The organism is Nonomuraea angiospora (genome assembly GCF_014873145.1).
Lineage (GTDB): Bacteria > Actinomycetota > Actinomycetes > Streptosporangiales > Streptosporangiaceae > Nonomuraea > Nonomuraea angiospora.
Genome location: NZ_JADBEK010000001.1, coordinates 6,623,538 through 6,647,210 on the forward strand (window position 1 = coordinate 6,623,538; position 23,673 = coordinate 6,647,210).

A 23,673-nucleotide genomic window follows, 5' to 3' on the forward strand; every position below is an offset into this window, starting at 1 on the left:
AATGGAACCCGCTGCGCGCTTTCGCCGAGAGGTCAGAGCATTCCAGGACGCCGCCCGGCAGGCGGCGGAGACCGGCGCCGCGCCCCCGGTGCCGTCCTGTCCCGGCTGGTCGGTCGCCGATCTGCTGATCCACCTGGGCTCGGTGCACCGGGGCGTGTTCAGCATCATCGAGAACCGGCTCGACGGGCCGCCCGACGGCTCCGACCTGTCCTTCGCCGGGCTGCCGCCGGACCTCACGGGGTGGCCCGACCCGCAGCACGCGCCCAACCTCGGGCCGATCCCGGACGGGGTGCTCGACTGGTTCGAGGAAGGGGCGGCCCGGCTGGCGGAGCTGTTCGACGGGCGCGACGCCGGCGATCCGGCGTGGACGTGGTCGAAGGAGCAGACCGTCGGGTTCTGGGTGCGGGTGCAGACCATCGAGGCCGCCGTGCACCGCTGGGACGCCGAGAACGCCCTCGGCGTCCCGCACCCGATCCACGAGGACGTGACGGCCGACGCGGTCACGCAGACGTTCGAGGTCATGGCGCCCGCGCGGCGGGAGTGGACGGGGGCGCCCGCCGGAGCGGGCGAGCGCTTCCGCTTCCGGCGCACGGACAGCGAGGGTGACTGGACGGTCCACTTCGACGGCCCCGACGTACGGCTGTCCTCGGGGGCGGGCGGCGGCGATTTCGACGTCGAGCTGGCCGGGAGCGCGTCGGACCTCATGCTGTTCCTCTGGAACCGCATCCCGGCCGACGGCCTCGACGTGCGCGGCGACAGGGACATACTCGACCGCTACTTCGTCCTGGTGCCTCCCGTATGACCCCCCTCCTATGAGCCCCGGGCGAGGAGACCCATATCCCGCCGCCCACAGGCGCTGACAGAAAGGAAGGTGGCGAGCGTGCGTGCCCGGGGGCGGCCCGTTATGGAAGCGGACGGTCGCTGAGCCGGCAGCCGCGTGGTCGCTCGGGGCGCTCGCTGGTCCAGCCGGCCTCAGGTGCCCATGCCTGATAATCCATGAACGTCCCCTTGGCGAGCCCCTCCGTGCTCTCGACCGCGATCCCGACGTTTGCCGCCAAGACGGTGCCGGTGTGTGGGTCGAGGATGGTGGTGTACCGCTGCGCCACCTCGTCATCGGTACCGAACTCGGCGGTGAAGCCCTCGCTCTTGATGAAGGTGACCTCGATTCCCGCACGTCCCAGTGGGTCGGTGATCGAGCCACGCACCTTGGTCGTCGGCAGGCCGGCGAGGAGACGCAGGGCGGCTGCCCTGACCGAGGGCTTGACCGGGAGCTCCAGAAGAGCGGAGGAGGTGGCGAGGAATTCTTCGAAGCTGCCCTTGGGCTGGCTGTCCTTTCGGGTCTTCCAGTAGGTTCGCAGTTTCTCCCGGAGTTGTTCGGCGTCGCCCGGCAGCGCCGCGAGGTCGGCCAGCGTAAGTTCACCCAGCCGTGAATCACCGAGCACGCCGCCCGGCTCAGCCGCGCGCGTGTACACGCACTGAGAGGGCTTGGACCGCAGCCGAACCTTCGCGCAGTCGCCCGCGCGGGTGCCCGGCGTGCACACGCGCTGGACCGTGTCCGGAGAACCCGCCGCCCGCCACGCACGCTCATCGGCCTCGGTGGCGGGACGGACGAATTGCTGCCACTGCTCCGCCTGAACGGGGTCGCCGGGGTCGCGCGGCTGCCAGAGGTCGATTCGTGACGAGGACAGGACGTTGAACGTTTCGCCGCCCGCCTGGACCCTGGTCAGCCAATTGTTGAGCAGCGGCCTCCGCCAGTAGTCGCCGCGCTCGTCCGGCAGTCTCGCGATCTGGTCCGCCAGCCGGAGCAGGGCGTCGTTGCCGCGAGCGGGCGCGAGCACCGGTGCGGGAACAGCGGTCACGTTCGACACCAGCGTGACGACGGCCATGACGACGGCGATCGTTGTTGCGGCCGCTCCCAGGGTCCATCCCCAGGCGAGGCCACGCCGATTCGCTCTACCTGGCCGTACCGGCTTGCGCTGGGCGGCGGCAAGCCGGAGGCGGGCCTTCTCGACCACCTCTGCCGAGGGCGGCGGAGCGTCAGGCAGCGCTCTCGCCAGGAGGCTCAGCTCATCCATGGATCTCCTCCAAAGGGTTGACGTCACCGAGTGCCTTACGGAGCTGCTTGCGGGCGCGGTTGAGCCGGGAGGCGACCGTCCCCGCTGGGATCCCCAGGGCGGCAGCGACCTCGGCGTGGCTGAGGTCGCCCAGCACGCTCAGCAGCACGACGTCGCGGTCCCTGCGGTTGAGCCCGGCCAGCGCCCCCGCCAGCTTGCCGGTCAGCTGGTCCGCGGCCACGCGGGACAGGACCGCGTCCTCGGGACTGTGCTCGGCGCGTTCAGCCGTCCGGCTGAGCGCCTTCCATCTACGGATCTCGGTGCGGCGATGCCGTGCGATGAGGTGTGTGGCGATGCCGTACAGCCACGGACGCACCCCGCCGCGCGAGGCGTCGTAGCCACCCCGATAGGCCGCCAGGAACACCTCGGCGGCCAGGTCGTCAGCGACGTCGTCGGACAACCGCCTGACGATGTAGCGGTGGATCTCGGTGAAGTGCGCGTTGAAGATCTGCTCGAAGTCCACCCGTAGATCGGGCGGGTCGGCCAGGTCAGGTGGAACGGCCATGCAGGCGTCTCCGCTGGGTCAAGTGAACGATGGTCGCCCTTTCTTGCCCGAAGTGCCTGGAGGCTTTCACGGACCGTCGCTGAGCCTTTGCCATCGGAATCAGCCGACCCCCGTCGCTGGCCGTGCGTCACCCTGGATGACAGGGCTCTGCTCGTCTCGAATCCGTGCTTTCAAGACGCGACCCAGGCGCACCGGCGCCGCGCAGCGCCGGTTGAAGATCTACACCGAGGAGTAGAGGAGCATGGCCCGTAACCACCACGCGCTCCAACCCCAACCGGTAGCTGCGTTGCCGGTCACAGACACGGTGGGGAATCCTCCGCGCACGGGCGTTTAATTCGGTGGTGTCCGGACAGTCGGCGAAGCTACTGTTGCTGCAGGTCAGCGAGTGGACACGCGGTTGTCAGCGCGCTGTCCCCTGCGGACCCGCGGCTCACCCGTACGGAATCGACCGACGGCGAAGCGATGGTCACCACTGGCGCCGTCCTAACGCCCCAGACGATCGCGAGCCGCGGGTCCCCGCCCCCTCACCGCCCGGCGAAGCCGTCGAGGGCGGCCTCCAGTTCCTTGGACAGCGTGCCGCTGCCGGTGTGCCCGGAGTCGTCCACGACGACCAGCCTGGCGTCCGGCCAGGCCTTGGCCAGCTCCCAGGCCGTCTCCAGCGGGCCGCCCAGGTCGAGACGGCCGTGGATCAGCACGCCGGGGATGCCCGCCAGCCGCCCCGCCTCCCGCAGCAGCACGCCCTCCTCCAGCCAGGCGGCGTTGGAGAAGTAATGAGAGCAGATCCGGACGAGCGCCATCACCGCCTCGGCCGGGCGGTCGCTGTAGGCATTGGGCTTGCCGTTGGGCTCCATGGAGATCACCGCGTCCTCCCAGGTGACCCAGTCACGGGCCGCCTTCGCGCGGACCTCGGGATCGGGGTCGGCCAGGAGCCGCGAGTACGCCGCCAGCAGCGCGAAGGTGTCACCGTCGCGGTCGGCCTCGGGGACGCCCTGCCTGAAGCGCTCCCACTCCTCCGGGAAGAACCGCCCGACGCCGCGGTAGAGCCAGTCGATCTCGGAGCGGCGCGTGGTCGTGACGGCCACGATGACCATCTCCGACACCCGCTCCGGATGGGCCTCGGCGTAGGCCAGCATCAGCGTCGAGCCCCACGAGCCGCCGTACAGCAGCCACTTGTCGATGCCGAGGTGCTCGCGCAGCAGCTCCATGTCGGCGACGAGGTGGTGGGTCGTGTTGGCGCTCAGGTCGACGGACGGGTCGCTGGCGTGCGGGCGGCTGCGGCCGCAGTTTCGCTGGTCGAACAGGACGATCCGGTAGCGCTCCGGGTCGAAGAGCCGGCGCACCCCGGTCTTGCACCCCGATCCGGGGCCGCCGTGGACGACGAGCGCGGGCTTCCCCTCCGGGTTGCCGCAGACCTCCCAGTAGACGAGGTTGCCGTCACCGGTGTCGAGCAGGCCGTGGTCGTACGGCTCGATGGGGGGATACATGAAACCGACCTTAGCGGGACGGCCACGGTGGACCGCCGTGGCCGTGCGGTCACGCGACCTTGGACGAGGAGGGAGACGAGCGCGTTCCAGTCCCTCAGGTTCCTGCCCTTCCGTCTTTTTGTCATAGGGCAATTTGTCGCATGCTTTGGCGATTCCGACCAATTTTTACACGTGGTAAGCGTACGTGGAGGCCGCCTTCGAGAACAGCCACCCGCCTTATAAAGCGGGTTGGCGGTTAATTGGGAGGATTTGACGGGGTATGCAGCTGCCTGGGCGTTAGCAGTACCGGCCAAAGGCATCATGAGAGCGCCCGTAAGCGCCACGAACATGAGAAGTTTCACGAGTCGTGAGAATAGGACCTCCCGGTAAAGAGGGCTAGATACAACTATGAAGTAATTCAACCACCACTAAGGGTAATGATCTCTGCGGATAACCGGATTACCAATCCGCAGGGAGCACCATGTACAAGCACGCCATTGCCGCATTCGCCGCGACTTCCGGCCTGCTGCTGGCCGCAGGGCCGGCCGCCGCAGAAGAAGGGGCCGTGGACACGGTCCTGTGCGGCGACAACAACGTCGTCAGCTACAACGCGCAGTCAGCCTGGGCTCACAACTTCGAGGCCCAGACCCAGGCGGTCTTCGACGACTCGACGCTGGGCCCGCCGTGGTCCGGAAGCTTCGTCGACGGCCTGACCTGGTTCAACCGGACGACGACGTGCAGCCAGAGCGTCCCCTCGTACAAGGCCGGCGGCGTCGCCGGCCTGCTCGACGGGCTGCTCAACCCCGCACCCGCGGCGCAGCAGCCCTGCACGACGGCGTCCACGTCGCCCTCGTCGCTGCTGGCCACCCTCGGACTCACGCAGGTCGTCGACTCGCTCTGGCTGGGCGCGGTGCCCTGCGCCACGACGACCACCTGGTCCCCGACGACCACCTGGTCCCCGACCACCGGGACCTGGATGATCGAGTCGCCGGGCGATCTCACGGTGGAGCAGCCCGTGACGCTCCTGGACACCTCCGGGGTCACGTCGCTGGTCAACCAGATCCTCGGCAACTGACGCGCCTCTGGCCTCACTGTCAGAGGGACGGGGCGAAGGGACTTCGACATGGACGGCGAGCACCCCGCACCGGCCCGGCTCAACCTAAGACGGACGGCCTCGGCATCGCGTGAACCGAACGCGCCTGGCAGGAGGACAACACTTTCCTCTGCCGGCACACCGGTGCCGAGCCGTCCCCTCCCACCGTCCCGTGGACCCTGGGAGTTCACGATGCTGTACGCCGACGCGCGCGGCGTACAGCAGGTCGTGCCGAAGCGGCCCGCGGTCAGCGGAACTCGTCCGCGTGGTCCGCGGCCCAGCGCCCGAACGTACGCGCCGGCGCCCCGGTGATCTCCTCCACCGTCGAGGTGATCAGCTCCGACCGCGGCCGCGCCTCCGCGCTGGCCAGCAGGGCCTCGACCAGGGCCGGCGGCCTGCCGTCCGCGAGCATCTGCGCACGCGCGTCCTCCACGGGCACCTTCTCGAACCGCAGCGCGCGCCCGACGGCCTCCCCGATCGCGCGCACCTGCTCGGCCCGGCCCACCACCTGAGGCCCGGTCAGCACGTACGTCGCGCCGTCGTGCCCTTCGTCGACCAGCACCCGCACCGCCACCTCCGCGACATCGCGCGGGTCGATCACCGCGGTGGCGGCGATCTCCGGCCCGCGTACGACACCGGTGGCGCGGATCTGCGCCGCCCATCCCCGGGTGTTGGAGGCGATGGTGTTCGACCGCAGGACGGTCCATCGCAGCCCGGACCGCTCGATCAGGCCCTCCATGTCGGCGTGCAACTGGTTGATCGGGTCGCTCTGCCGCTCCGCCTCGTCGTCCACCCCCGACGACGAGAGGTAGACGACCCGGCGGGCCCGGCTCCCGATCACCTCCAGAACGGCGGAGGCTCCGTCGGCGGTGAGGAAGGGCCACACCAGGAACACCGTCTCCACGCCCGCCGGCGCCCGCTCAAGCGTGCCGGGCGCACCCAGGTCGCCCTCCACGGCCGCCACTCCCCCTGGGAGCCGCGCCGCCCGCGCGTCCCTCACCAACGCCCGCGCGGAAGCACCGGCGGACACCAGCCCGGCCACGACCTGCCGGCCCACGTTCCCGGTCGCGCCGGTCACCAGAATCTCGGTCATGACCGGGTCAGCCCGGGCGCACACGGCGATATTCCGGCCGGTCCCGAGCGGGTCGCCCTACGAAGGCAGCCACGAGGGCCACCAGGGCAGGACGCAATCACCGGGCGTGCCCTCGGTGGCGACGTCGTACATGACCATCGCCACCGGCCCCGCGATCGTGATGCCGACGGCGAGCAGCGACAGGACGGGCACCGGCCACACCCGGCGGGCCACCGGCGGAAGCCGGGCCAGCAGGTGCAACGGCAACGCCAGGACCGCCGACAGGACCGCGACGACCGGGATGACGGCGAAACGGGTCAGCAGCCACATCCCCTCGGACAGCTTCTCGCCCGAGCTCAGGTCGAGACCGCAATGGACCTGCGCGCGGGCCACCAGGGTCACGTCGAAGTAGCTCCCGGCGATCGCGCACGCCAGGGCGACGACCACGGAAAGGCCGCACCCGAAGGTCCAGGACACCTCGCCGGCCCTCTCCAGTCTCCGGTCGATCACGCTGCCATCGAAGCAGACGGGTGTGCGCGTCTTACGCGCCCGCTGTGAGGGCTCTGTGCAGAATCCGCGCGCCGGCGACGCCCGGCGGTCGATACGGCCAGGCCCTCGGCCGCGGGCTGAATGAAAGTTTCACCGGCGGTCGAGCCCGCGGTAAATCCCTGGCCAGCGGCGATGCTTTCGGGGGTGACGGGTTTGCAGTGGCGCATTGACGGGGGGAAAGCGCTTTCCTACTGTGGCGTCGTTTTCGCCCGCGCCTCGTACCAACACCTTGGAGAACGATGATGCGCCTGAAAGCCGTCCTCACGTGCGCCGGCCTGTTAGCCGGTGCGTTCGTCGCACTGTCACCCACCGCCGCACAGGCCGCGCCGACGCGGTACGAGGCGGAGAGCTCCCCCGCGGTCTGCACCGGCACCATCGACAGCAACTGGTCCGGGTACTCCGGCAGCGGATTCTGCAACGGCAACAACGCCACCGGCGCCTCCGCCCAGTTCACCGTCAACGCCGGCGCGGCCGGGACGGCGACGCTGAGCGTGCGCTTCGCGAACGGCACCACGACCGCCCGGCCCGCCGACCTGATCGTCAACGGGTCGACGGTCCAGAACGTCTCGTACGAGGGCACCGGCGCGTGGGACACCTGGGTCACCAGGACGTTCACCGTGTCGGTGCGCTCGGGCAGCAACACCATCCAGCTCAGCCCGACCACCTCGAACGGCCTGGCCAACATCGACTACATCGAGGTCGACGCGGGCGGCACGACCCCGCCCACGGGCAACGCGCTGTACGTGGCGCCGAACGGCAGGGACGGCGCGACCGGGACGCAGTCGGACCCGACGACCCTCACCTCGGCGATCACCCGCGTCACCGCCGGCGGGACGATCTACGTACGCGGCGGGACCTACAACTTCTCGCAGACGGTCACCATCGCGCCGGGCAACAACGGCACCTCCAGCGCCCGCAAGAAGCTGTCCGCCTACCCGGGTGAGACCCCGATCCTGAACTTCTCCGCCCAGAGCGAGAACTCGGCCAACCGCGGGCTCGCCGTGAACGGGTCGTACTGGCACGTCTACGGCATCGTCGTCGAGCGCGCCGGCGACAACGGGATCTTCGTCGGCGGCAGCAACAACATCATCGAGCGCACGGAGACGCGCTTCAACCGCGACACGGGGCTGCAGCTCTCCCGGATCGCCTCCGACACGCCCCGCGACCAGTGGCCGTCCAACAACCTCATCCTGAGCGCGTTGTCGCACGACAACGCCGACTCCGACGGCGAGGACGCCGACGGCTTCGCCGCGAAGCTCACCGTCGGCTCCGGCAACGTCTTCCGCTACTGCGTGTCCCGCAACAACATCGACGACGGCTGGGACCTCTACACCAAGACGGACACGGGCGCCATCGGCCCGGTGACCATCGAGGACTCCCTGTCGTACAACAACGGCACGCTCAGCGACGGCAGCCAGGCCGGCAACGGCGACCGCAACGGCTACAAGCTGGGCGGCGAGGACATCGCGGTCAACCACACCATCCGGCGGAGCATCGCGTACCGCAACGGCAAGCACGGCTTCACCTACAACCGCAACCCCGGCACGATGACGGTGTCGGACAACGTCAGCATCGACAACACCGAGCGCAACTACTCGTTCGACGCGGGCACCTCGGTGTTCCGCAACAACGTCTCGTGCCGCAGCGGCAGCGGGACCAATGACCGGATCGTCGGCAACTCCGACAGCTCGAACCAGTTCTGGTCCGGCTCGAACGGGTCCCGGTGCTCGTCCTACAGCGGCGCCCTGAGCTGGTCCTTCGCCTCGGACGGCCGCCTCGTCGTGACCTTCGGCGGCACGCCGGTGACGCCCTGACAGAGGTGGGGCGAGTGCGCCACCGCACTCGCCCCGCCCTCAGCCGCGTCGGCCAAATGGAGCACGCGCTCTAGAACCGTATATATTGGAGCACACGTTCCGTTATTCCGACGACAGTGCAGGAGCTGGTGTATGCCCTCGTTGTCCCATGCCCGCCATATCGGCGCCGGTGCCGTTCTTGCCCTCGCCCTCATCGGCTTACCTGCCGGGGCCGCCTCCGCGGAGCCCGGCGCGACCAGCGTCACCTTGACCGCCCAGGAGCAGCCCAAGCCGGCCCGCCCCACGCTGGAGGCCATCAAGCAGCGGGCCGCCCAGGACGGGATCCCCCTGGAGCAGGCCGTCAAGGACTACGTCAGCGCCACCGCCGCCAAGCAGACCTTCTCGGCCGCCGCCCAGCCCGACGGTCCCGTGGACACCCCCGACGTCATGGTGGACGACCTGCACGCGGGCGAGATCGAGGACCTCACGCGCATAGCCGCCGCCGAGGGCATCGGGCTGGCCGCCGCGATCGACGCGATCTCCTGGCAGCCGCAGTTCGAGAAGGTGGCCGCGGAACTCGAGACCGGCTTCCCCGCCGAGTTCGCCGGCGCGGTCAAGGACGACGACAGCGCCTGGTTCGGCTTCAAGGGCGACGTCCCCGCCAAGGCGGTCGAACTCGCCAGAACCCTCCCCGTACGCGTCGACCTGGTCGGCGGCCGCGGCTTCTCCGAGCAGGAGCTGTCCGCCGCCGCCACGGCCACCCACGCGGCCGTCCTGGCCGATCCCGCCGTCAAGGACGCCGCCACCTCCTACGACGTACGCACGGGGACCGTCATCGTGGAGGCGCAGTCGAGCGCGCCCCTCGCCGCCCAGGACCTGCTGCCCCCGCAGGCGAGGGCAGCCGGGATCCAGGCCCAGTTCGTCCTGGTCGACAAGGTGTCGCAGCCGGAGGACAGGTACATGAGGGGCGGCGGCTCGCTCGGTAACTGCACGTCGGGCTTCAACCTGAAGTACATCCACAGCAACACCAAGCGCCACGGGACCGCGGGCCACTGCGCGCAGGACTACGCCACCCGCACGTACTCCAACCACAGTACCCACGGCGGCTCCACCACGGTGAAGCGCGTCTGGTGGCATATCGGCAGTTGGGGCGACCTCTCCTACTACACCGTCGGCTCCAAGACTCCGGGCCGCACGTTCTACCACGACTGGAACAAGACCAGGTACGCCGACGACCGCTCGGCCATGCCCTCCATCGGCACGCGCATCTGCCACTTCGGCATAACCAGCGGCGGGAGCTGCGCCAAGGTCGCCCGCCGCGACGTGTCCGCCGGCGACATGAGGCACATGGTGGTCATGGACAAGAACATCAGCGAGCCGGGCGACTCCGGCGGCCCCTGGTACTACGCCGGGACCGCGTACGGCATCCACTTCGGCCTGATCGGCGGGAAGTCGGCGTTCACGCCCGCGTACCTCTTCCAGAACCGCGGCTACGACGTCTGGCACCGCTGACGGTTTCCGCCGCGCCCGCGCCCAACTCCAGGTGGGAGCCGGTGAACGCGGCCCGCAGGCGCCGATCGTGCGTCACGACCACCAGCGCGCCCCGGTAAGCGGACAGCGCCTCCTCCAGCTGCTCCACGAGCATCGGCGACAGGTGGTTGGTCGGCTCGTCGAGCAGGAGCAGGTCCACGGGCTCGCTCACCAGCCGGGCGAGCTCGATCCGGCGCCGTTGCCCGTAGGAGAGCTGCCCCAGGCGCAGCCCGAGGTCCGACGGCCGGAACAGCCCCAGGGCGAGCAGCGCGTCCGCGTGCTCGTCCAGGCTCCCGGGACGCCCGTACGCGTAGGCCCGCAGCACCGTCCGGTCCGCCGGCCCGACGTCCCACTCGTCCTGCCGGAAGAGCCCGGCCCGGCCGGCCCGCCGTACCTCGCCCGCGTCCGGACGCAGCTCGCCGGCGAGCACGCGCATCAGCGTGGTCTTGCCCGCCCCGTTCGGGCCGGTGACGAGCAGCCGCTCACCGGCGCGGACGGTCAGGGAGTCGAGGCGAAGCCGGCCCGCCACCACCACGCCGTCGAGCGCGGCCACCTCGGTCCCGGAAGCAGCCCCGGAAGCAGCCCCGGAAGCGATCCCGGATGCGGCCCTCGCGGTGGCGAGGGCGGCGGTGAAGCGCAGCGGCTCGGGCGGTGGCGGCGCCGGGTGCTCGGTGAGCCATCGCAGCCGCTGCTGGGACTGCCGGATGCGCCCGGCGGCCCCGTGGGTACGCGAGCGCGCCCGCCAGGTGCCGGTGCCCATGCCCGCCTTGGGGGTCTTGCGCGGGATCCCGGCCAGCCGGCCCGCGTTGGCCGCCACCAGCGTGGCATGCCGGTCCAGCTCCGTCCTCCACTCCTCGTGGGCCCGTGCCTGCGCGGCGCGTTCGGCGGCCTTGGCGGCGAGGTATCCGGCGTACCCGTCACCGTAGCGGCGCACCTTCCCGTCGGCGACTTCCAGGATGGCGGTGGTCACCCGCTCCAGGAACACCCGGTCGTGCGTGATCGCCACGACCGTGCCCCGGTGGGCGCGCAGGCGCTGTTCGAGCCAGGCCACGGCCTGGTCGTCCAGGTCGTTGGTCGGCTCGTCGAGCAGCAGCAGCTCAGGAGCGGAGGCCAGCGTGGCGGCCAGGGCGAGCCTGGCGCGTTCGCCACCGGAGAGCGTGCCCAGCGGGCGGCTCCGGTCGAGCCCGGGCAGCCCGAGCCCGTGCAGCGCGATCTCCACGCGGACGTCGGCCTCGTAGCCGCCCCGCGCCTCGAACTGCGCCACGAGCCCCGCATACGCCTCCGCGTCCGTCTCTTCGAGCGACCGTTCGGCCGTCCGCATCCGGGCCTCGAGCTCTCGCAGGTCGGCCAGCGCCAGGTCGACGGCGTCGGCCACCGTCGCGTGCGGCGGCAGCGCGAGTGACTGCGGCAGATGTCCGACGCCGCCGGGCGCGACGACCAGGAGCTCGCCGTTGTCCGGCCGCTCGGCGTTCGCCATGAGCCTGAGCAGCGTGGACTTGCCTGACCCGTTGTCGCCGATCACTCCGATCCGCTCGCCGGGTCTGACGGTGAGCGACACCCGGTCCAGGACGACGCGGGTGCCGTAACGCTTGGTGATCTCGGTGAGTGCGAGTTGGGCAGCGGTACGCAAAGGGCGTACCTCCTTTCTGAGCGTGGACAGGTCAGCCCGGGGCCTTCCGGCTGAGGTGCTCCCAGGCCCGGTACTCCTCCATGCGGGCCTGCTCCATCTGCTGGACCAGGTCGTACGAGGCTCCGCCGACGATCAGCCGCAGCGGCGGCTCCGCCAGGTCGACCAGCTCCGTGATCACCGGCGCGGCGGTGCTCGGGTCGGGACCGGCGTCCTCGCCCCACATCTCGGCCAGCTGAGCGTGCAGCGGCTCGTACTCCGGGCGCCGCTCCGCGAGCGTGGCGCCCCGCGTGAACAGGTCCGTGCCGTACCCGCCCGGCTGCACGATCGTCACCTTGATCCCGAACGGCGCCACCTCCATCGCCAGCGCCTGGCTCACCGAGTCGAGCGCGGACTTGCTCGCCGCGTAGAACCCGACGGACGCGAACCCGCCGCCGGACCCCATCGAGGTGACCTGCAGGATGTGCCCGGACCCCTGCGCCCGCAGGTGCGGCACCACGGCCTGGGCCACCCAGACCGCGCCGAAGAAGTTGACGTCGAACTGGGCGCGGATCTGCTCCTCGGTGGCCTCCTCCACCATGCCCAACAGCAGTCCGCCGGCGTTGTTGACCACGATGTCGAGCCGGCCGAACGCCGCCGCGGCCTCGTCCACGACCTTCCTGACGGCCGCGCGGTCGCGGACGTCCAGCGCCAGCCGTACGAGGCTGTCGGGGTGGGCGGCGGCGAGGTCGGCGAGGGGGCCGAGGTCGCGGGCGGCGGCCACGACGCGGTCTCCGGCGGCGAGCGCCGCCTCGGCGAAGGCCCTGCCCAGGCCCCTCGACGCGCCGGTGATGAACCAGACTCGGGCAGTCGTCACACAGGCTCCTTGTATTAGTGAGACGATACGGTTCGTCTCGTGATGACAAGGTATACAGGCACTTCGCCTCCGCGTCAAGACGGACCGTCTCGTCTCGCTTAGGGGGCATGCGGCTGCCCGGCCCGCTCCCGAGCCGGGTTCGCCGCGTCAGGCGCCGCGCGGGGCGCGTGGCCGGCGCATCAGCAGCACCGCGACCAGCAGGAACAACAGCCCCACTCCGGCCGCCGTGCCGCCCACGGCCACGTACGTCATGTCGATCGGCGGGTTGGTGGTCGGCGCGGCGACCGGCCCGCCGCCGAGGTACTCCTTCCCCTTGTACGGGGCCGCCTCGATCTTGGCGTCCTTGGCGGCGCCCGCCGCCCGCACCGCCGCCGCCGCGTCGATCAGCCCGAAGCCGAGGAACACGTTGTAGCCGGACGGCGGCTTCCTGGCGGTCCGCACCAGGATGTCGCGTACCTGCCGGAGCGTCAGATCGGGGTTGCGGGACAGCATCAGCGCCGCGGTGCCCGCCGCGAGCGCGCAGGCGGGAGAGGTGCCGTCCCCCGCCCGGTGGCCACCGCGGTTGTCGGCGGCGTAGATGTCCACGCCGGGTGCGGCGATCGTGTTGTACGTGTGCACCTGGGAGAAGTCCGCCCGCGCGCCGCCCGGCCCCATCGCCGCCACCGCGATCACTCCCGGGTACGCGGCCGGGTAGGAGACGACGTTGTTGGCGTCGACCTCCAGCGGGTCGGTGGATCCGCCGTTGCCCGCGCTGGCCAGCAGGATGGCCCCCTTGCCGAGGGCGTAGTCGACGGCCGAGGCCGTGAGGTCGTCGTAACCGCTGCCGAAGCCCCACTCGTCGGTGCCGAGGGACATGGAGATCACCCGGGCGCCCTTGTCGACGGCGTACCGGATGCCCTTGGCCAGCGCGGTGCCCGCTTTGACGCTCTCCTTGTCGGCGGCGACGCCGCCGGACTTGGCGGCGGCCTCCGCCCGCTTGCGCGCCGGGTCCTCGCGGTCCCAGATCACCCGTACCGAGAGCACCCGGGCCTGCGGGGCGACCCGCAGCACGCTGGAGGCCATGGCGGTGCCGTGCGCGCCCCAGTACGACTGCCCGGGCCGGGCTCCCCCGCCGATGAAGTCGGGGCCGTTCGTGACCCGTCCGCGGAACTCCGGATGGTTCTTCATGACCCCGGTGTCCAGGACCGCGACGGTGATCCCCTTGCCCTGTCCGAGCCGCTGCGCGGCCGGCACCTTCATGGCCTGCTGTTCCCAGCCCCGCGGCGCCTCGGCCACGGCCGGCGCGGCGGTGGCCGCGACCAGGCCGGCGACCAGCCCCGTGACCAGCCCCGTGACCAGCGCAGTCGCGCAGGTCAGCCTGCGAATCATGCCCCCACCTTCCGGGACTCCGCGTACAGCCGGGTGGCCAGGCTCTCCGCGAGCCCCTGCGCGGTGCGCGCCCACGCCTCGCGGTCCTCCCTCTGCGGGAACTCCCTCCTGCCCCACGGTTCGGGCAACCGTCCGGGCCTGCGGCCGTCCGCCGGCCCCGCGGTGACCGCCACGAACATGGGCGCGTCCCCAACCGTCCGGCCGCCGTTCCCGGTGCGCGCGGAGTCCTTCCACTGGGTGCCGGGCGCGGCGAGCGCGCGCACCGCGTGATCCGGCTTCCGCTGCGCCTCGCGGACGATCCCCTCCAGATCGACGCGGGCCTGCGACTCGCGGAAGGCGACCAGGGCCACGGTGGCGGCCGTCCCTCCGGTGTCGTCCACGTACGTGGCGCGCACGGTCGCGACGCAGCCCCGCTCGGCGGCGACCCGGGCCAGCTCGCCGGAGAGCGCCGTCTTGCAGGAGGTGTCGGACGAGATCGCGGCCCTGGTCCAGCCGCGCTCGTCGTTCGGGGAGGAGTAGCCCTTGTCGGGGTGCTCCCGGCCGAGCCGCGGCGGGAACAGCTTCTCGACGGGCACGTTGCGCCACAGCTCCTTGGAGTACGCCGAGTTGTGGATGACCTGCCGGCTGTTGGAGTAGGCGTGCGCGATGAGCGCGCCACCGCCGAGCACGGCCAGCAGGCCGAAGCCCGCGACGACCAGCCCCACCGCGACCCGCCAGGCGCTGCGCCGGGGCCGCACCGGCCCGGCCGGTGGTGGCGGCTGCTGCTGGTAAGGGCCGGGTGGGTACGGAGGAGGTTGCATAGGGGGCGGCTGAGGGGGATGGAACCCCGGCCCGGAGCCGGACGGGGGGTACATCAATGTCTCTCCTGTCGTGCGAGCGGGCCGATCAAGGTTCCGTTTGAGCCCCTCTGATCGATTTTGCGCGTTCTGACCCTATCGGTGCTCGGCGGGGCTTGCCCGGCGCCAGGCGGGATCCCCGCGAGACGGGCCTCAGGCGAAGAACCGCGTCAGGCGGGGTCCTCGACCGATGTCGTGGCCGGCGAGGTCCACCCGGTCGTGGCCCAACCGGCGTACGAGCCCGAGGATGTCGGCGGCCATCGTCTTCTTGTCGTAGCCGGAGGAGGGCTTGTCCGAGCCGCCCATGCCGCGCAGATCGACGGCGATCACCTGGTGGCGTTCGGCGAGCGGCGGCATGATCTTGTGGAACTCCCACCACGTCTGCGGCCATCCGCCCAGCAGCACCAAGGGCCTGCCCCGGCCGCGCTCGGGCACCCGGTCGGGATGAAGATCGTCCGTGCTCTGGCCTCCGGCGAGGAGACGTACTGCGGGGCGATCGAGACCGGAGCGCCGAAGTCCACGCTCAAGCATCACTGGCGGGTCCTGCGGGAGAGCGGCGTCATCCGCCTGCGCCACTCGGGGCGCAGAAACTACCTCACCCTGCGCAGGGACGATCTTGAGGCGCGCTTTCCCGGGCTGCTCGCCGTCGTGTTCGGCAGCGACGGCTCGCCCCAGGAGTGAGGCCACCTTGCCCTGACACTGACGTCAAGGATGTAGCGTGCCCGCGGACTCCGACTCGAGGATGACGATGAAATTCGCGATCAGCTACTCGACGGCCGACGGGCTCGACCCCGACAGGCTCGTAACGTACGCCCGCCATGCCGAGGACTGCGGCTTTGAGGGACTGTACCTGCCCGAGCACATCGTGGTGTATCCCGGCGCCGCGGTCGGCCCCTTCGAGTTCCCGCCGTCCCTGCCCTTCCCCGATCCGCTCGACTGCCTGGCCTTCGTCGCGGCGGCCACCCGGCGCATCCTGCTCGGCACCGCCGTGCTGCTGCTGCCGTACCACCATCCCGTGGTCCTGGCCAAGCGCCTGGCGACCATCGACGTGCTGTCCAAGGGACGGATGCGGCTGCTCACCGTGGGGCTGGGCACGCTGCCCGGCGAGGCCAGGGCGACGGGCGTCGACTTCGGCACCCGGGGACGGCGTACCGACGAGGCCATCGACGTGCTGCGGCTGCTGTGGGAAGGCGACGAGAAGGGCGTCAGCTTCGACGGCGAGTTCTTCGGCTTCGACAACGTGACCAGCTACCCCAAGCCGCACTCGGCCACGCACCTGCCGATCCACGTCGGCGGGTCGAGCCGGGCGGCCGCACGGCGCGCCGGGCGGCGCGGCGACGGCTATTTCCCCGGCGGCGCCCTCACCCCGGAGGAACGCGCGACCCAGTGGGAGCTGGCCCGGGCCGCCGCCGTGGAGGCCGGCCGTGATCCCGGCGCGCTGGAGTACACCCGATGGGGGTCGATCGACATGTCAGCCGAACGGGTCGAGACCTTCGCCGCGCAGGGCGTGACCCGCATCGTGGTCGGCCCCACCTCGGCGGATCCGGAGCACCAGCGCGACGAGATGTCCGCGTTCGCCGAGCGGTTCGCCCTCCTCAGCGCCGGCTGACCCCCGAACCGGCGTTGCTGGCTCAGTTGCCCACGCCGAGGCCGGACATGAACACGGACGGGTACCGGTCGCCGCGCGCCGAGCCCGGCGGCACCGCCTTCTCGATCTCGGCGAGGTCGTCCGCGGTGAGGTCCAGGTCCGTCGCGGGCAGCGCCTCGGCCAGCCGTTCGCGGGTGCGGGCGCCGACCAGCGGCACGATGTCCTCGCCCTGTGCGGCCACCCAGGCGATGGCCAGTTGGGCGACGGTGCGGCCCTTCGCCTCGGCGACCCGGCGCAGGGCGTCCACGAGGGCGAGGTTGTGCTCCACGTTCCCGCTGGAGAAGCGCGGGCTGAGGCCGCGGCCGTCACCGGAGCCGGCGGTGTGGCCCGCGGTCCAGTGGCCGGAGATGAGGCCGCGGCCGAGCACGCCGTACGCGGTCAGGCCGATGCCGAGCTCCCGCAGCGTGGGCAGGACCTCCGCCTCCACCGCGCGGGAGATCAGCGAGTACTCGATCTGCAGGTCGGCGATCGGGTGTACGGCGTGCGCCCGGCGGATCGTCGCCGCGTCGACCTCCGAGAGGCCGATGTGCCGTACGTACCCGGCCTCGACCAGTTCCTTGATCGCGCCCACCGTCTCCTCGATCGGGACCGCCGGGTCCAGCCGGGCGGGACGGTAGACGTCGATGTGATCGGTGCCCAGCCGGGTCAGCGAGTAGGCCAGGAAGTTCTTCACCGCCTCGGGACGGCCGTCGTGCCCGCCGAACTCGCGGCCCGGCCCCCGCAGCATGCCGAACTTGACGCTCAGCTGGTAGCTGTCGCGATCCCGGCCGCGCAGCGCCTCGGCGAGCAGCAACTCGTTGTGGCCCATGGCGTAGAAGTCGCCGGTGTCGATCAGCGTGACGCCGCTCTCCAGCGCGGCGTGCACGGTGGCGATGCTCTCCGCGCGGTCGGCCGCGCCGTACGCGCCCGACATGCCCATCGCGCCCAGCCCCAGCGCGGAAACGGCCGGTCCGGTGCGGCCCAGGGTTCGTCTCTGCATCGCGTTCTCCCTCGTTCTCGATGTCGTCCCCAACCCTGCGCCCGGACCGGGGCGGGCGGGAGCGGAGCGTTCATCGTGGGAGAGCCGCTCCCTGGCTCGGCTCGCCGGCCGCGAGGCAGTATGGGGCCATGCAGCGTGACCAGCTCGCCGACTTCCTGCGCCGCCGCCGCGAGGGCATCCGACCGGCCGAGGTGGGCCTGGCCGACGGCCCTCGCCGCCGCACGACCGGCCTGCGCCGGGAAGAGGTGGCGATGCTCGCCGGCATGTCGGTGGACTATGTCGTACGCCTCGAACAGGGCCGCAGCAGCCAGCCCTCGACCCAGCTGCTCGGCGCGCTGGCCCGGGCGTTGCGCCTGTCCGACGACGAGCGCGAGCACCTGTTCCACCTGGCCGGCCACCGGCCGCAGCCCGCCGACGGGGTGACCCGCCTGGCCCGCGCCGGCCTGATCCGCATGCTCGAACTGCTCGGCGACACCCCGGCCCTGGTGCTGTCCGACCTGGGCGAGATCCTCGCCCAGAACCGCGCGGCCGTCCTGCTGACGGGCGACCACACCGGCTTGTCCGGCGACCGGCGCTACGTCGTCCACCGCTGGTTCACCGAGCCCGCCATGCGCGCCGTCTGCCCGCCCGAGGAGCAGGAACATCGGGCCCGTCAGTTCGTGGCCGACCTGCGCGCGACCGCCGGCCGCCGCCCCGGCGACCCCGAAGTGGCCGGGCTCGTCGACCGCCTGCGGGCCGCGAGCGCCGACTTCCGGCGGCTGTGGGCCGAGCACGAGGTGGCGGTACGGCGCATCGACCGCAAGACCCTGCTGCACGCGCGGGTGGGCCGCCTGCTGATGAACTGCGAGACCCTGGTCACCCCCGATGAGGGTCAGCGCTTGCTGGTGCTCACCCCGGCGGACGCCGAGACCCGCGAGCGGCTGGAGCTGCTGCTGGTGCTCGGCATCGAGGAGTTCCCCACGGGCGCCCCCGTCAATGAACCAACTACATGATGCCGTTCCTCCTCGCCAGGGCTTGCGCAGGAAGGGGTGCGGCTCAGAGCATCCGCCGTAGGGCGGTCTCCACGGCGTCGATGAGCGCGTCACCCTCGGTGCCGGGGTGGCGGGCAAGGCCGAGTTCGACGTCCGGCAGAGCAGGCAGCGCGGCCGCGTCGTGGCAGGCCATGGCCGGCTCGAGGTTGGCGGGCAGGAGCGCCGCGACTCCGAGCCCGGCCCGTAGCGCGGCGAGCACTCCGGCGAGGCTGTTGCTTTCGAACGCCACCCGCCAGGGACGCCCTGCGCCTTCCATCGTTTCCAGCACCGACGTTCGCCAGGCGCACGCGTTCGAGAACAGCACCACCGGCAGCGGATCGGCGTCGGTGGCGACACCCTGCCCGACCGCCCAGACCAGCGGCAGACGCACCGTCCAGCGCGGGGGCCACGGAAGAACCGCGGCCTCGTCGAGCACGAGTTGGACCCGGCCCCTGTCGTAGGCCTCCCGCATCGCCGCGTTGGAGAGACTGAGCACCTCCAGCGTCGCGTCGGGGTGCAGCCGTGCGAGGTCGGCGAGCGCCTGAGGAAGGCGGGAAGCGGCGAGGTCTTCGAGGAGTCCCACCCCGCAGTGCCCGGTGAGCGCACGTCCCGTTTCGGCGAGCGCCTGTGCCGACAGCGCGAGAATGCGCTCGGCGTAGGGCAGCAGCTCCTCGCCCGCCCGGGTCAGCGAGACGCCGGACGGCGCCCGGTGCAGCAGCGGACTGCCGACGGCCCTCTCGAGCTTGCGCAACTGCTGGCTGAGCGCGGGCTGGGTGCGGCCGAGCGCCGCCGCCGCACGGCTGATGCTGCCCGCTCGCACGGTGGTGACGAACGACCGCAGCAGCGCGGTCTCGAGATCACGTGCCATAAGCGTTGATTATGTCCGGTCCAACGAATTGATGACTTCCTATGGCATAACGGGTCATCTAGCGTCAAACCAGTGATCAGATTTCGGCAGGTGCTCGCGGTGCCGGGGATGACGCCACTGCTCGGCATCTCGCTGCTCGCTCGTACCGCGATCACGGCGGACGCGATGGCGTTGACGATGTACGTCGTCGTCGCCCTCGACCTGAGTTACGCGGCGGCGGGAGCCGTGGTGGCGGCGCTCACCGCCGGTGTCGCGCTGGGCGGGCCGCTGCTGGGGCGGCTGATCGACCGGCGGGGCCTGCGTACCGTCCTGCCGGCCACGGTTGCGGCGCAGCTCGTGTTCTGGCTGACCGTGCCCATGCTGCCGTACGTGATCTTGCTGGGCGCCTCCTTCGCCGCCGGTCTGCTGATGGTGCCGGTCCAATCGGTTACCAGGCAGGCGATCGCCGCGATGACGACGGCAGGGCAGCGGCGGGCGGCGTTCGCGCTGGAGTCGGTGGCGGGCGAGCTGTCGTACATGGTGGGGCCGGCGGTGGTGATCCTGTGCGCGGCGAAGGTGTCTCCCGGCGTGGCGGCATGGGGAGTGGGCGTCGCGATCGTCGCCGGCGGGGCAGGGATCGCCCTGCTCAACCCGCCGCTGCGGGCCGAGGACGAGGTGGACGGCGAGGCAGCGGGGCGGCCCCGGCGCCGGGAGTGGCTGGGAGCGCGCATGGTCGCCGTTCTGACGATGGGGTTCGGCGTCGCGATGCTGCTCAGCGGCGTCGACCTGGCCATCGTCGCCACGCTTCAAGAAGCCGGCCAGCTCTCGTGGGCGGCCGTGGTCGTCGCCGTGTTCGGGGTGACATCCGTCGCGGGCGGTCTGGTGTACGGAGCGCTGCCCCGGCCGATGCCCACCTGGCTGCTGCTCGGCCTGCTCGGGCTGGTGACGATCCCGGCCGGACTCGCCCATGACTGGCCCTGGCTGTGTGCGGCCGTCATCGGTGCCGGGCTGCTCACCGCACCGACCCTTTCCACGGTCTCCGACGCGGTGAGCCGGCTGACGCCGGCCGGTGTGCGAGGTGAGGCGACCGGCCTGCAGTCCTCGGTGGCGAGCACGGGGTTCGCGCTCGGCTCCCCGGTCGTGGGAATGGCGATCGACGCGTCCGCGCCGGCGGGCGGCTTCGCGGCGGCCGGTCTGGCCGGCCTGCTCGCCGCGCTGACGGGATACCTGCTCTCGCGCCGGTCACCGGCCGCCGCGCCGTCTGCGTCGTCTGCGTCGTCCTCATCGCAGGCACTCGAGCCCTGCGACGCCGTCGCGCCGACCCCCCAGGCGCGGTGAGCGTGCCGGGGCGGTCGGACTGCTCGGGCTCCGGATATTGATCAAGGGCTGAGGTGTGTACGTTTCAAGCGGGCGGCGATGGTCGTCGTGGACGCTTTGATCGGCGGTGGGACATGCGGGTGGCCATGGCGAGCGTCGCGGCGGGGCGGGCCGACCGGGCGAACGAGGACTTCACCGGGGCCCTGCCGACGGCGGCCGTGTTGGTCGACGGTGCCGGCATCCCCGGCACGGAATCGATCTGCCGGCACGGCGTGGCCTGGTATGCCAGCCGTTTAGGAGGCAGCCTCCTCGGTCTTTTGTCACTCGCACAGGACCGCGGCCTTCCGGCAGTGCTCGCCGATGCCATCGAGCAGGTGACGGACGATCATCGGGACACCTGCGACGTCGCCGGCCGCACAAGCCCGTCGGCCGCGGTGGCCATCCTGCGCCTGTCCCATGGCCTCGTCGAGTACCTGGTGCTCGGCGACGCGTACGTCGTGCTCGACAAGGCGGACAGCGCGCCGCTCGTCGTCTCCGACCCCCGGGAGATCGTGATCAGCCGCTCGTACGAGCGCGCGCTGGCGACCGCCGCCGAAGGGAGCGACGAGTACCACCGGATCCTCAGCGACCTACGCTCGAACCGGAACCGGCCGGGCGGCTTCTGGGTGGCCAAGGACGACCCGCGGGCGGCGGACGAGGCCATCACCGGAAGCTGTCCGATCTCCGAGCTGACCGAGGTCGGCGCCGTTCTCCTCAGCAATGGCGCCAGCGGCGTCGTGGACCGGTTCGGGCTCACCGACTGGCCAGGGGTCATGGCCGTCCTGGCGTCGAGCGGACCGGACGAGATCATTCGCCGTGTCCGGCAGGCCGAGGCACATCTCGCGGTAGCTGCGGACGACGCGACGATTGCACACTGCACCGAGTTCGGACAGGCTTGACGGTCGTGGAGCCAGCGTTTTGGTGACCACCGAGGTCGCCTACGTGGCGGCGGCCCGGACGCCGAGGATGACGAGCACCACCGCCGTCACCTTGCCAACCGCACGCTTGAAGCGGGCCTTGCGCACGAAGTGCGCCCCTCGGTGAATGAGCGTCGTCCAGGTCAGCAGCCACACCGCCATCAGCAGGGCGTGGGCGGTGGCCAGGGTGAGGATCTGCCCGCCGATGGAACGGCCGGACTGGACGAACTGCGGGACCAGGGTCAGGTAGATGGAGGCGGCCTTCGGGTTGAGTACGTTCGCGAGCAGGGCCTGGCTGTAGACGGAGCCGGTCCGTTTCGGCTGTTCCCTGAGCGTGGGAGGCGGGGGCAGGGTGGTGGAGCGCCAGGTCCACAGGCCCAGGCCGACGAGGTAGGCCGCGCCGAGGAGTTTGACGACGGCGAAGGCCTGGCTGGAGTGCATGACGAGCGCCGACAGGCCGGCGATGGCCAGGGTCGCGTGCGCGTACAAGCCGCTGACCGTACCGAGGATGACGGGGAGAGCCCGGCGCCGGCCGTCGGTCGTGACGTGCTGGATCAGCAGGGTCAGGCTGGCGCCCGGAGTGGCGATGATCGGCAGGATCGCCAGCAGGAACGCGGCGACGGCGTACGGGTGGATCATGCCGGGAGCACGACGCGGTAGTGGGTGGTGAGGCGGAGGTCGTCGTCCAGGATGTGGAAGGCGAGGCCGGGCGGTTGCTCGCGGTCGGCGGGCTGGTCGCCCTCCCACGGCAGGCGCAGGGTCCAGGTGACAGCCGGTCCGACGATCAGCGGGCGGCCGGCGAAGGTGGAGGCGGCCGCGGTGTGAGCGTGGCCGGTGAGCACGGCGACGACTTGCGGGTGGGCGTGGAGCAGCGCGGCCAGGGCGTCGGGCTCTTGCAGCCGCCCGGAGTCGGGCAACGGGTGGTGGAGTTCGACGGGCGGCTGGTGGAAGGCGATCAGCGCGGGCGTGTCCGGGGCGAGCCCGTCGAGGGTGGTGTGCATCCAGGCGAGGGTTTCGGAGTCCAGGCGGCCCTCGTCACGGCCGGGGATGGTGGCGTCGCACATCAGGATGGCGGTGCCGGCGATGTGGTGCACCTGGTTGACAGGGCCGGGGCCGGGTGGCTGCCGCAGCAGTGCCTTGCGGTACGCGGGGCGGACGTCGTGATTACCAGGGCACGTGAGCACCGGGAAGGGGGCGGTCAGGATCTCGGCGGCCTGCTCGTACTCGGCCTCCTCCCCGTGATCGGCGATGTCACCCGTGACCAACAGGGCGTCGACCGGGCGGGGCAGGGCCCTCAGATAGTCCATGACCCGGGTGGCGCGCCTGGTCGCCCTGTCGGTGCCGTCGAGGTGCAGGTCGCTGATCTGGGCCAGCAGCAACGTCATCGTCCGATCTCCCGATCTAATGGTTAAATGAGATTTAGCGTTAGGACCATAAGGTATGGAGGGGACGTAGGCAACCGGGAGGTTCGAGTGGAGCGCTGGCCGGCCCTGGAACTGGCGAGCACGATCCGTCACGACGGCAACGGCGGTGTCGCCGACGACCTGGCGACCCTGCAGAGCGCGACCCGCTGGATCCACCAGCAGGCCGAGTTGCTGGCCGGCCACGTCGACCTTGCGGGGCTCACGATGGGCGAGGAGCTCAGGGGCGAGATCGTCGAGTTGCGCCGGGCCGTGCGGGCGCTGTTCGCGCAGGCGGTCAGCCCGGCGCCGCCCAGCCGGGCCGACGCCCATCACCTGATGCCCGCCGAGCAGGCACTGGCGCACCTCAACGCGGCGGCTGCCCGCGAGGCGATCGTCCCGCAACTTGACTGGCCCGAGGGCGGGACACCTCGTACGGCAGTGTTGTCGGCCGAGCACGACGCTGACGTCCGGCTGATCGCCGGCCTGGCGCGGGCCGCCATCGATTTCCTGAGCGGTCCGCAGCGTGAGCAGTTGCGGGCCTGTAACGCGCCGCGCTGCGTACGCTACTTCGTCAAGAGCCACGGGCGGCAGGAGTGGTGCAAGCCGTCCTGCGGCAACCGGGCCCGGGCGGCACGCCACTACCAGCGTCACAACGCCACGACCGCCCGGGACCTGTCCGGGTCCTGAGAAAGGGCCTCCCGGATTAC

24 protein-coding genes are annotated in these 23,673 nt (G+C 71.3%); 10 read left to right on the forward strand and 14 right to left on the reverse strand.

Going from position 1 to position 23,673, the window contains the following annotated elements; genetic code table 11:
* The first annotated feature begins 1 nt into the window (after position 1).
* Entirely contained in the window at positions 2 to 802 is an 801-nt protein-coding gene (locus tag H4W80_RS29830) for a maleylpyruvate isomerase family mycothiol-dependent enzyme (protein ID WP_192788116.1), read from the forward strand.
* A 100-nt stretch (positions 803 to 902) separates the two neighbouring features.
* Here H4W80_RS29830 and H4W80_RS29835 read toward each other — a convergent pair whose 3' ends face one another.
* The 3 genes from H4W80_RS29835 to pip form a co-directional block, all read right to left on the reverse strand.
* Positions 903 to 2,075: a CU044_5270 family protein gene (locus H4W80_RS29835; protein ID WP_192788117.1), complete on the reverse strand. Its 1,173-nt coding sequence runs from the start codon at positions 2,073 to 2,075 to the stop codon at positions 903 to 905.
* Complete coding sequence (locus H4W80_RS29840) at positions 2,068 to 2,619, reverse strand: RNA polymerase sigma factor (protein ID WP_192788118.1); 552 nt, start codon at positions 2,617 to 2,619, stop codon at positions 2,068 to 2,070. Before H4W80_RS29840 ends, H4W80_RS29835 begins: the two co-directional genes overlap by 8 nt.
* Before the next feature lie 524 nt (positions 2,620 to 3,143).
* Positions 3,144 to 4,103 carry a prolyl aminopeptidase gene (pip, locus tag H4W80_RS29845; protein ID WP_192788119.1) on the reverse strand — a complete coding sequence of 320 codons (960 nt, stop codon included), beginning with the start codon at positions 4,101 to 4,103 and terminating at the stop codon, positions 3,144 to 3,146.
* A 460-nt stretch (positions 4,104 to 4,563) separates the two neighbouring features.
* Between pip and H4W80_RS29850 the strand changes: the two genes are divergently transcribed.
* Complete coding sequence (locus H4W80_RS29850; protein ID WP_192788120.1) at positions 4,564 to 5,157, forward strand: hypothetical protein; 594 nt, start codon at positions 4,564 to 4,566, stop codon at positions 5,155 to 5,157.
* Positions 5,158 to 5,422: 265 nt separating this feature from the next.
* Here the strand turns inward: H4W80_RS29850 and H4W80_RS29855 are convergent, their stop codons facing one another.
* Positions 5,423 to 6,268 (reverse strand): NAD(P)H-binding protein, encoded by an 846-nt coding sequence (locus H4W80_RS29855; RefSeq protein WP_192788121.1) that lies wholly within the window; start codon positions 6,266 to 6,268, stop codon positions 5,423 to 5,425.
* 57 nt (positions 6,269 to 6,325) lie between these two features.
* Complete coding sequence (locus tag H4W80_RS29860) at positions 6,326 to 6,757, reverse strand: hypothetical protein (RefSeq protein ID WP_192788122.1); 432 nt, start codon at positions 6,755 to 6,757, stop codon at positions 6,326 to 6,328.
* Between the two features lie 278 nt (positions 6,758 to 7,035).
* Between H4W80_RS29860 and H4W80_RS29865 the strand changes: the two genes are divergently transcribed.
* Both H4W80_RS29865 and H4W80_RS29870 read left to right on the forward strand, forming a co-directional pair.
* Positions 7,036 to 8,610, forward strand: a complete 1,575-nt coding sequence (locus H4W80_RS29865; RefSeq protein WP_378526270.1) for a carbohydrate-binding protein — start codon at positions 7,036 to 7,038, stop codon at positions 8,608 to 8,610.
* 132 nt (positions 8,611 to 8,742) lie between these two features.
* Positions 8,743 to 10,101, forward strand: coding sequence for a S1 family peptidase (locus H4W80_RS29870; RefSeq protein WP_192788123.1), 1,359 nt, complete (start codon positions 8,743 to 8,745; stop codon positions 10,099 to 10,101).
* Here the strand turns inward: H4W80_RS29870 and abc-f are convergent.
* The 5 genes from abc-f to H4W80_RS29895 all read right to left on the reverse strand — a co-directional run bounded on the left by abc-f (position 10,049) and on the right by H4W80_RS29895 (position 15,241).
* Positions 10,049 to 11,749, reverse strand: a complete 1,701-nt coding sequence (gene abc-f / locus H4W80_RS29875; RefSeq protein ID WP_192788124.1) for a ribosomal protection-like ABC-F family protein — start codon at positions 11,747 to 11,749, stop codon at positions 10,049 to 10,051. The two genes, H4W80_RS29870 and abc-f, sit on opposite strands and share 53 nt — an antisense overlap.
* 31 nt (positions 11,750 to 11,780) lie before the next feature.
* The gene (locus tag H4W80_RS29880) at positions 11,781 to 12,602 is read right to left on the reverse strand and encodes an SDR family NAD(P)-dependent oxidoreductase (RefSeq protein WP_192788125.1); all 822 of its coding nucleotides are present in this window, start codon (positions 12,600 to 12,602) and stop codon (positions 11,781 to 11,783) included.
* Between the two features lie 147 nt (positions 12,603 to 12,749).
* The gene (locus H4W80_RS29885; RefSeq protein ID WP_192788126.1) at positions 12,750 to 13,970 is read right to left on the reverse strand and encodes a S8 family serine peptidase; all 1,221 of its coding nucleotides are present in this window, start codon (positions 13,968 to 13,970) and stop codon (positions 12,750 to 12,752) included.
* Positions 13,967 to 14,770: a hypothetical protein gene (locus tag H4W80_RS29890; RefSeq protein ID WP_192788127.1), complete on the reverse strand. Its 804-nt coding sequence runs from the start codon at positions 14,768 to 14,770 to the stop codon at positions 13,967 to 13,969. Before H4W80_RS29890 ends, H4W80_RS29885 begins: the two co-directional genes overlap by 4 nt.
* A 189-nt stretch (positions 14,771 to 14,959) precedes the next feature.
* Complete coding sequence (locus H4W80_RS29895) at positions 14,960 to 15,241, reverse strand: alpha/beta fold hydrolase (protein ID WP_318787124.1); 282 nt, start codon at positions 15,239 to 15,241, stop codon at positions 14,960 to 14,962.
* A 9-nt stretch (positions 15,242 to 15,250) separates the two neighbouring features.
* Between H4W80_RS29895 and H4W80_RS29900 the strand changes: the two genes are divergently transcribed.
* Complete coding sequence (locus tag H4W80_RS29900) at positions 15,251 to 15,487, forward strand: ArsR/SmtB family transcription factor (protein ID WP_192788129.1); 237 nt, start codon at positions 15,251 to 15,253, stop codon at positions 15,485 to 15,487.
* A gap of 67 nt (positions 15,488 to 15,554) precedes the next feature.
* Positions 15,555 to 16,415: an LLM class F420-dependent oxidoreductase gene (locus tag H4W80_RS29905; RefSeq protein ID WP_192788130.1), complete on the forward strand. Its 861-nt coding sequence runs from the start codon at positions 15,555 to 15,557 to the stop codon at positions 16,413 to 16,415.
* 22 nt (positions 16,416 to 16,437) lie between these two features.
* Here the strand turns inward: H4W80_RS29905 and H4W80_RS29910 are convergent, their stop codons facing one another.
* The gene (locus H4W80_RS29910) at positions 16,438 to 17,433 is read right to left on the reverse strand and encodes an aldo/keto reductase (protein WP_192788131.1); all 996 of its coding nucleotides are present in this window, start codon (positions 17,431 to 17,433) and stop codon (positions 16,438 to 16,440) included.
* 128 nt (positions 17,434 to 17,561) lie between these two features.
* Between H4W80_RS29910 and H4W80_RS29915 the strand changes: the two genes are divergently transcribed.
* On the forward strand, positions 17,562 to 18,425 hold the full coding sequence (locus H4W80_RS29915) for a helix-turn-helix transcriptional regulator (protein ID WP_192788132.1): 864 nt from the start codon (positions 17,562 to 17,564) through the stop codon (positions 18,423 to 18,425).
* A gap of 43 nt (positions 18,426 to 18,468) precedes the next feature.
* Here the strand turns inward: H4W80_RS29915 and H4W80_RS29920 are convergent, their stop codons facing one another.
* Positions 18,469 to 19,311 carry a LysR family transcriptional regulator gene (locus tag H4W80_RS29920; RefSeq protein WP_192788133.1) on the reverse strand — a complete coding sequence of 281 codons (843 nt, stop codon included), beginning with the start codon at positions 19,309 to 19,311 and terminating at the stop codon, positions 18,469 to 18,471.
* A gap of 72 nt (positions 19,312 to 19,383) precedes the next feature.
* Here H4W80_RS29920 and H4W80_RS29925 point away from each other — a divergent pair, with 72 nt between their 5' ends.
* On the forward strand, positions 19,384 to 20,628 hold the full coding sequence (locus H4W80_RS29925; RefSeq protein WP_318787125.1) for an MFS transporter: 1,245 nt from the start codon (positions 19,384 to 19,386) through the stop codon (positions 20,626 to 20,628).
* Between the two features lie 113 nt (positions 20,629 to 20,741).
* Positions 20,742 to 21,545 carry a hypothetical protein gene (locus H4W80_RS29930; protein WP_192788134.1) on the forward strand — a complete coding sequence of 268 codons (804 nt, stop codon included), beginning with the start codon at positions 20,742 to 20,744 and terminating at the stop codon, positions 21,543 to 21,545.
* Between the two features lie 39 nt (positions 21,546 to 21,584).
* Here the strand turns inward: H4W80_RS29930 and H4W80_RS29935 are convergent, their stop codons facing one another.
* Entirely contained in the window at positions 21,585 to 22,202 is a 618-nt protein-coding gene (locus tag H4W80_RS29935; protein ID WP_192788135.1) for a LysE family translocator, read from the reverse strand.
* A complete protein-coding gene (locus H4W80_RS29940; protein ID WP_192788136.1) occupies positions 22,199 to 22,948 on the reverse strand; it encodes a metallophosphoesterase in 750 nt (249 codons plus the stop codon). The genes H4W80_RS29935 and H4W80_RS29940 overlap by 4 nt, the downstream gene beginning before the upstream one ends.
* An 87-nt stretch (positions 22,949 to 23,035) precedes the next feature.
* On the opposite strand from H4W80_RS29940, the gene H4W80_RS29945 reads away from it, so the two are divergent.
* The gene (locus H4W80_RS29945; protein ID WP_192788137.1) at positions 23,036 to 23,653 is read left to right on the forward strand and encodes a CGNR zinc finger domain-containing protein; all 618 of its coding nucleotides are present in this window, start codon (positions 23,036 to 23,038) and stop codon (positions 23,651 to 23,653) included.
* The last annotated feature ends 20 nt before the right edge of the window (positions 23,654 to 23,673 follow it).

Coding starts and splice junctions, on each gene's coding strand:
- H4W80_RS29830 (WP_192788116.1), top strand. CDS start 2: ATGGAACCCGCTGCGCGCTTTCGCCGAGAGGTCAGAGCATTCCAGGAC.
- H4W80_RS29835 (WP_192788117.1), bottom strand. CDS start 2,075: ATGGATGAGCTGAGCCTCCTGGCGAGAGCGCTGCCTGACGCTCCGCCG.
- H4W80_RS29840 (WP_192788118.1), bottom strand. CDS start 2,619: ATGGCCGTTCCACCTGACCTGGCCGACCCGCCCGATCTACGGGTGGAC.
- pip (WP_192788119.1), bottom strand. CDS start 4,103: ATGTATCCCCCCATCGAGCCGTACGACCACGGCCTGCTCGACACCGGT.
- H4W80_RS29850 (WP_192788120.1), top strand. CDS start 4,564: ATGTACAAGCACGCCATTGCCGCATTCGCCGCGACTTCCGGCCTGCTG.
- H4W80_RS29855 (WP_192788121.1), bottom strand. CDS start 6,268: ATGACCGAGATTCTGGTGACCGGCGCGACCGGGAACGTGGGCCGGCAG.
- H4W80_RS29865 (WP_378526270.1), top strand. CDS start 7,036: ATGATGCGCCTGAAAGCCGTCCTCACGTGCGCCGGCCTGTTAGCCGGT.
- H4W80_RS29870 (WP_192788123.1), top strand. CDS start 8,743: ATGCCCTCGTTGTCCCATGCCCGCCATATCGGCGCCGGTGCCGTTCTT.
- H4W80_RS29885 (WP_192788126.1), bottom strand. CDS start 13,970: ATGATTCGCAGGCTGACCTGCGCGACTGCGCTGGTCACGGGGCTGGTC.
- H4W80_RS29890 (WP_192788127.1), bottom strand. CDS start 14,770: ATGCAACCTCCTCCGTACCCACCCGGCCCTTACCAGCAGCAGCCGCCA.
- H4W80_RS29900 (WP_192788129.1), top strand. CDS start 15,251: ATGAAGATCGTCCGTGCTCTGGCCTCCGGCGAGGAGACGTACTGCGGG.
- H4W80_RS29905 (WP_192788130.1), top strand. CDS start 15,555: ATGAAATTCGCGATCAGCTACTCGACGGCCGACGGGCTCGACCCCGAC.
- H4W80_RS29910 (WP_192788131.1), bottom strand. CDS start 17,433: ATGCAGAGACGAACCCTGGGCCGCACCGGACCGGCCGTTTCCGCGCTG.
- H4W80_RS29915 (WP_192788132.1), top strand. CDS start 17,562: ATGCAGCGTGACCAGCTCGCCGACTTCCTGCGCCGCCGCCGCGAGGGC.
- H4W80_RS29920 (WP_192788133.1), bottom strand. CDS start 19,311: ATGGCACGTGATCTCGAGACCGCGCTGCTGCGGTCGTTCGTCACCACC.
- H4W80_RS29930 (WP_192788134.1), top strand. CDS start 20,742: ATGCGGGTGGCCATGGCGAGCGTCGCGGCGGGGCGGGCCGACCGGGCG.
- H4W80_RS29935 (WP_192788135.1), bottom strand. CDS start 22,202: ATGATCCACCCGTACGCCGTCGCCGCGTTCCTGCTGGCGATCCTGCCG.
- H4W80_RS29940 (WP_192788136.1), bottom strand. CDS start 22,948: ATGACGTTGCTGCTGGCCCAGATCAGCGACCTGCACCTCGACGGCACC.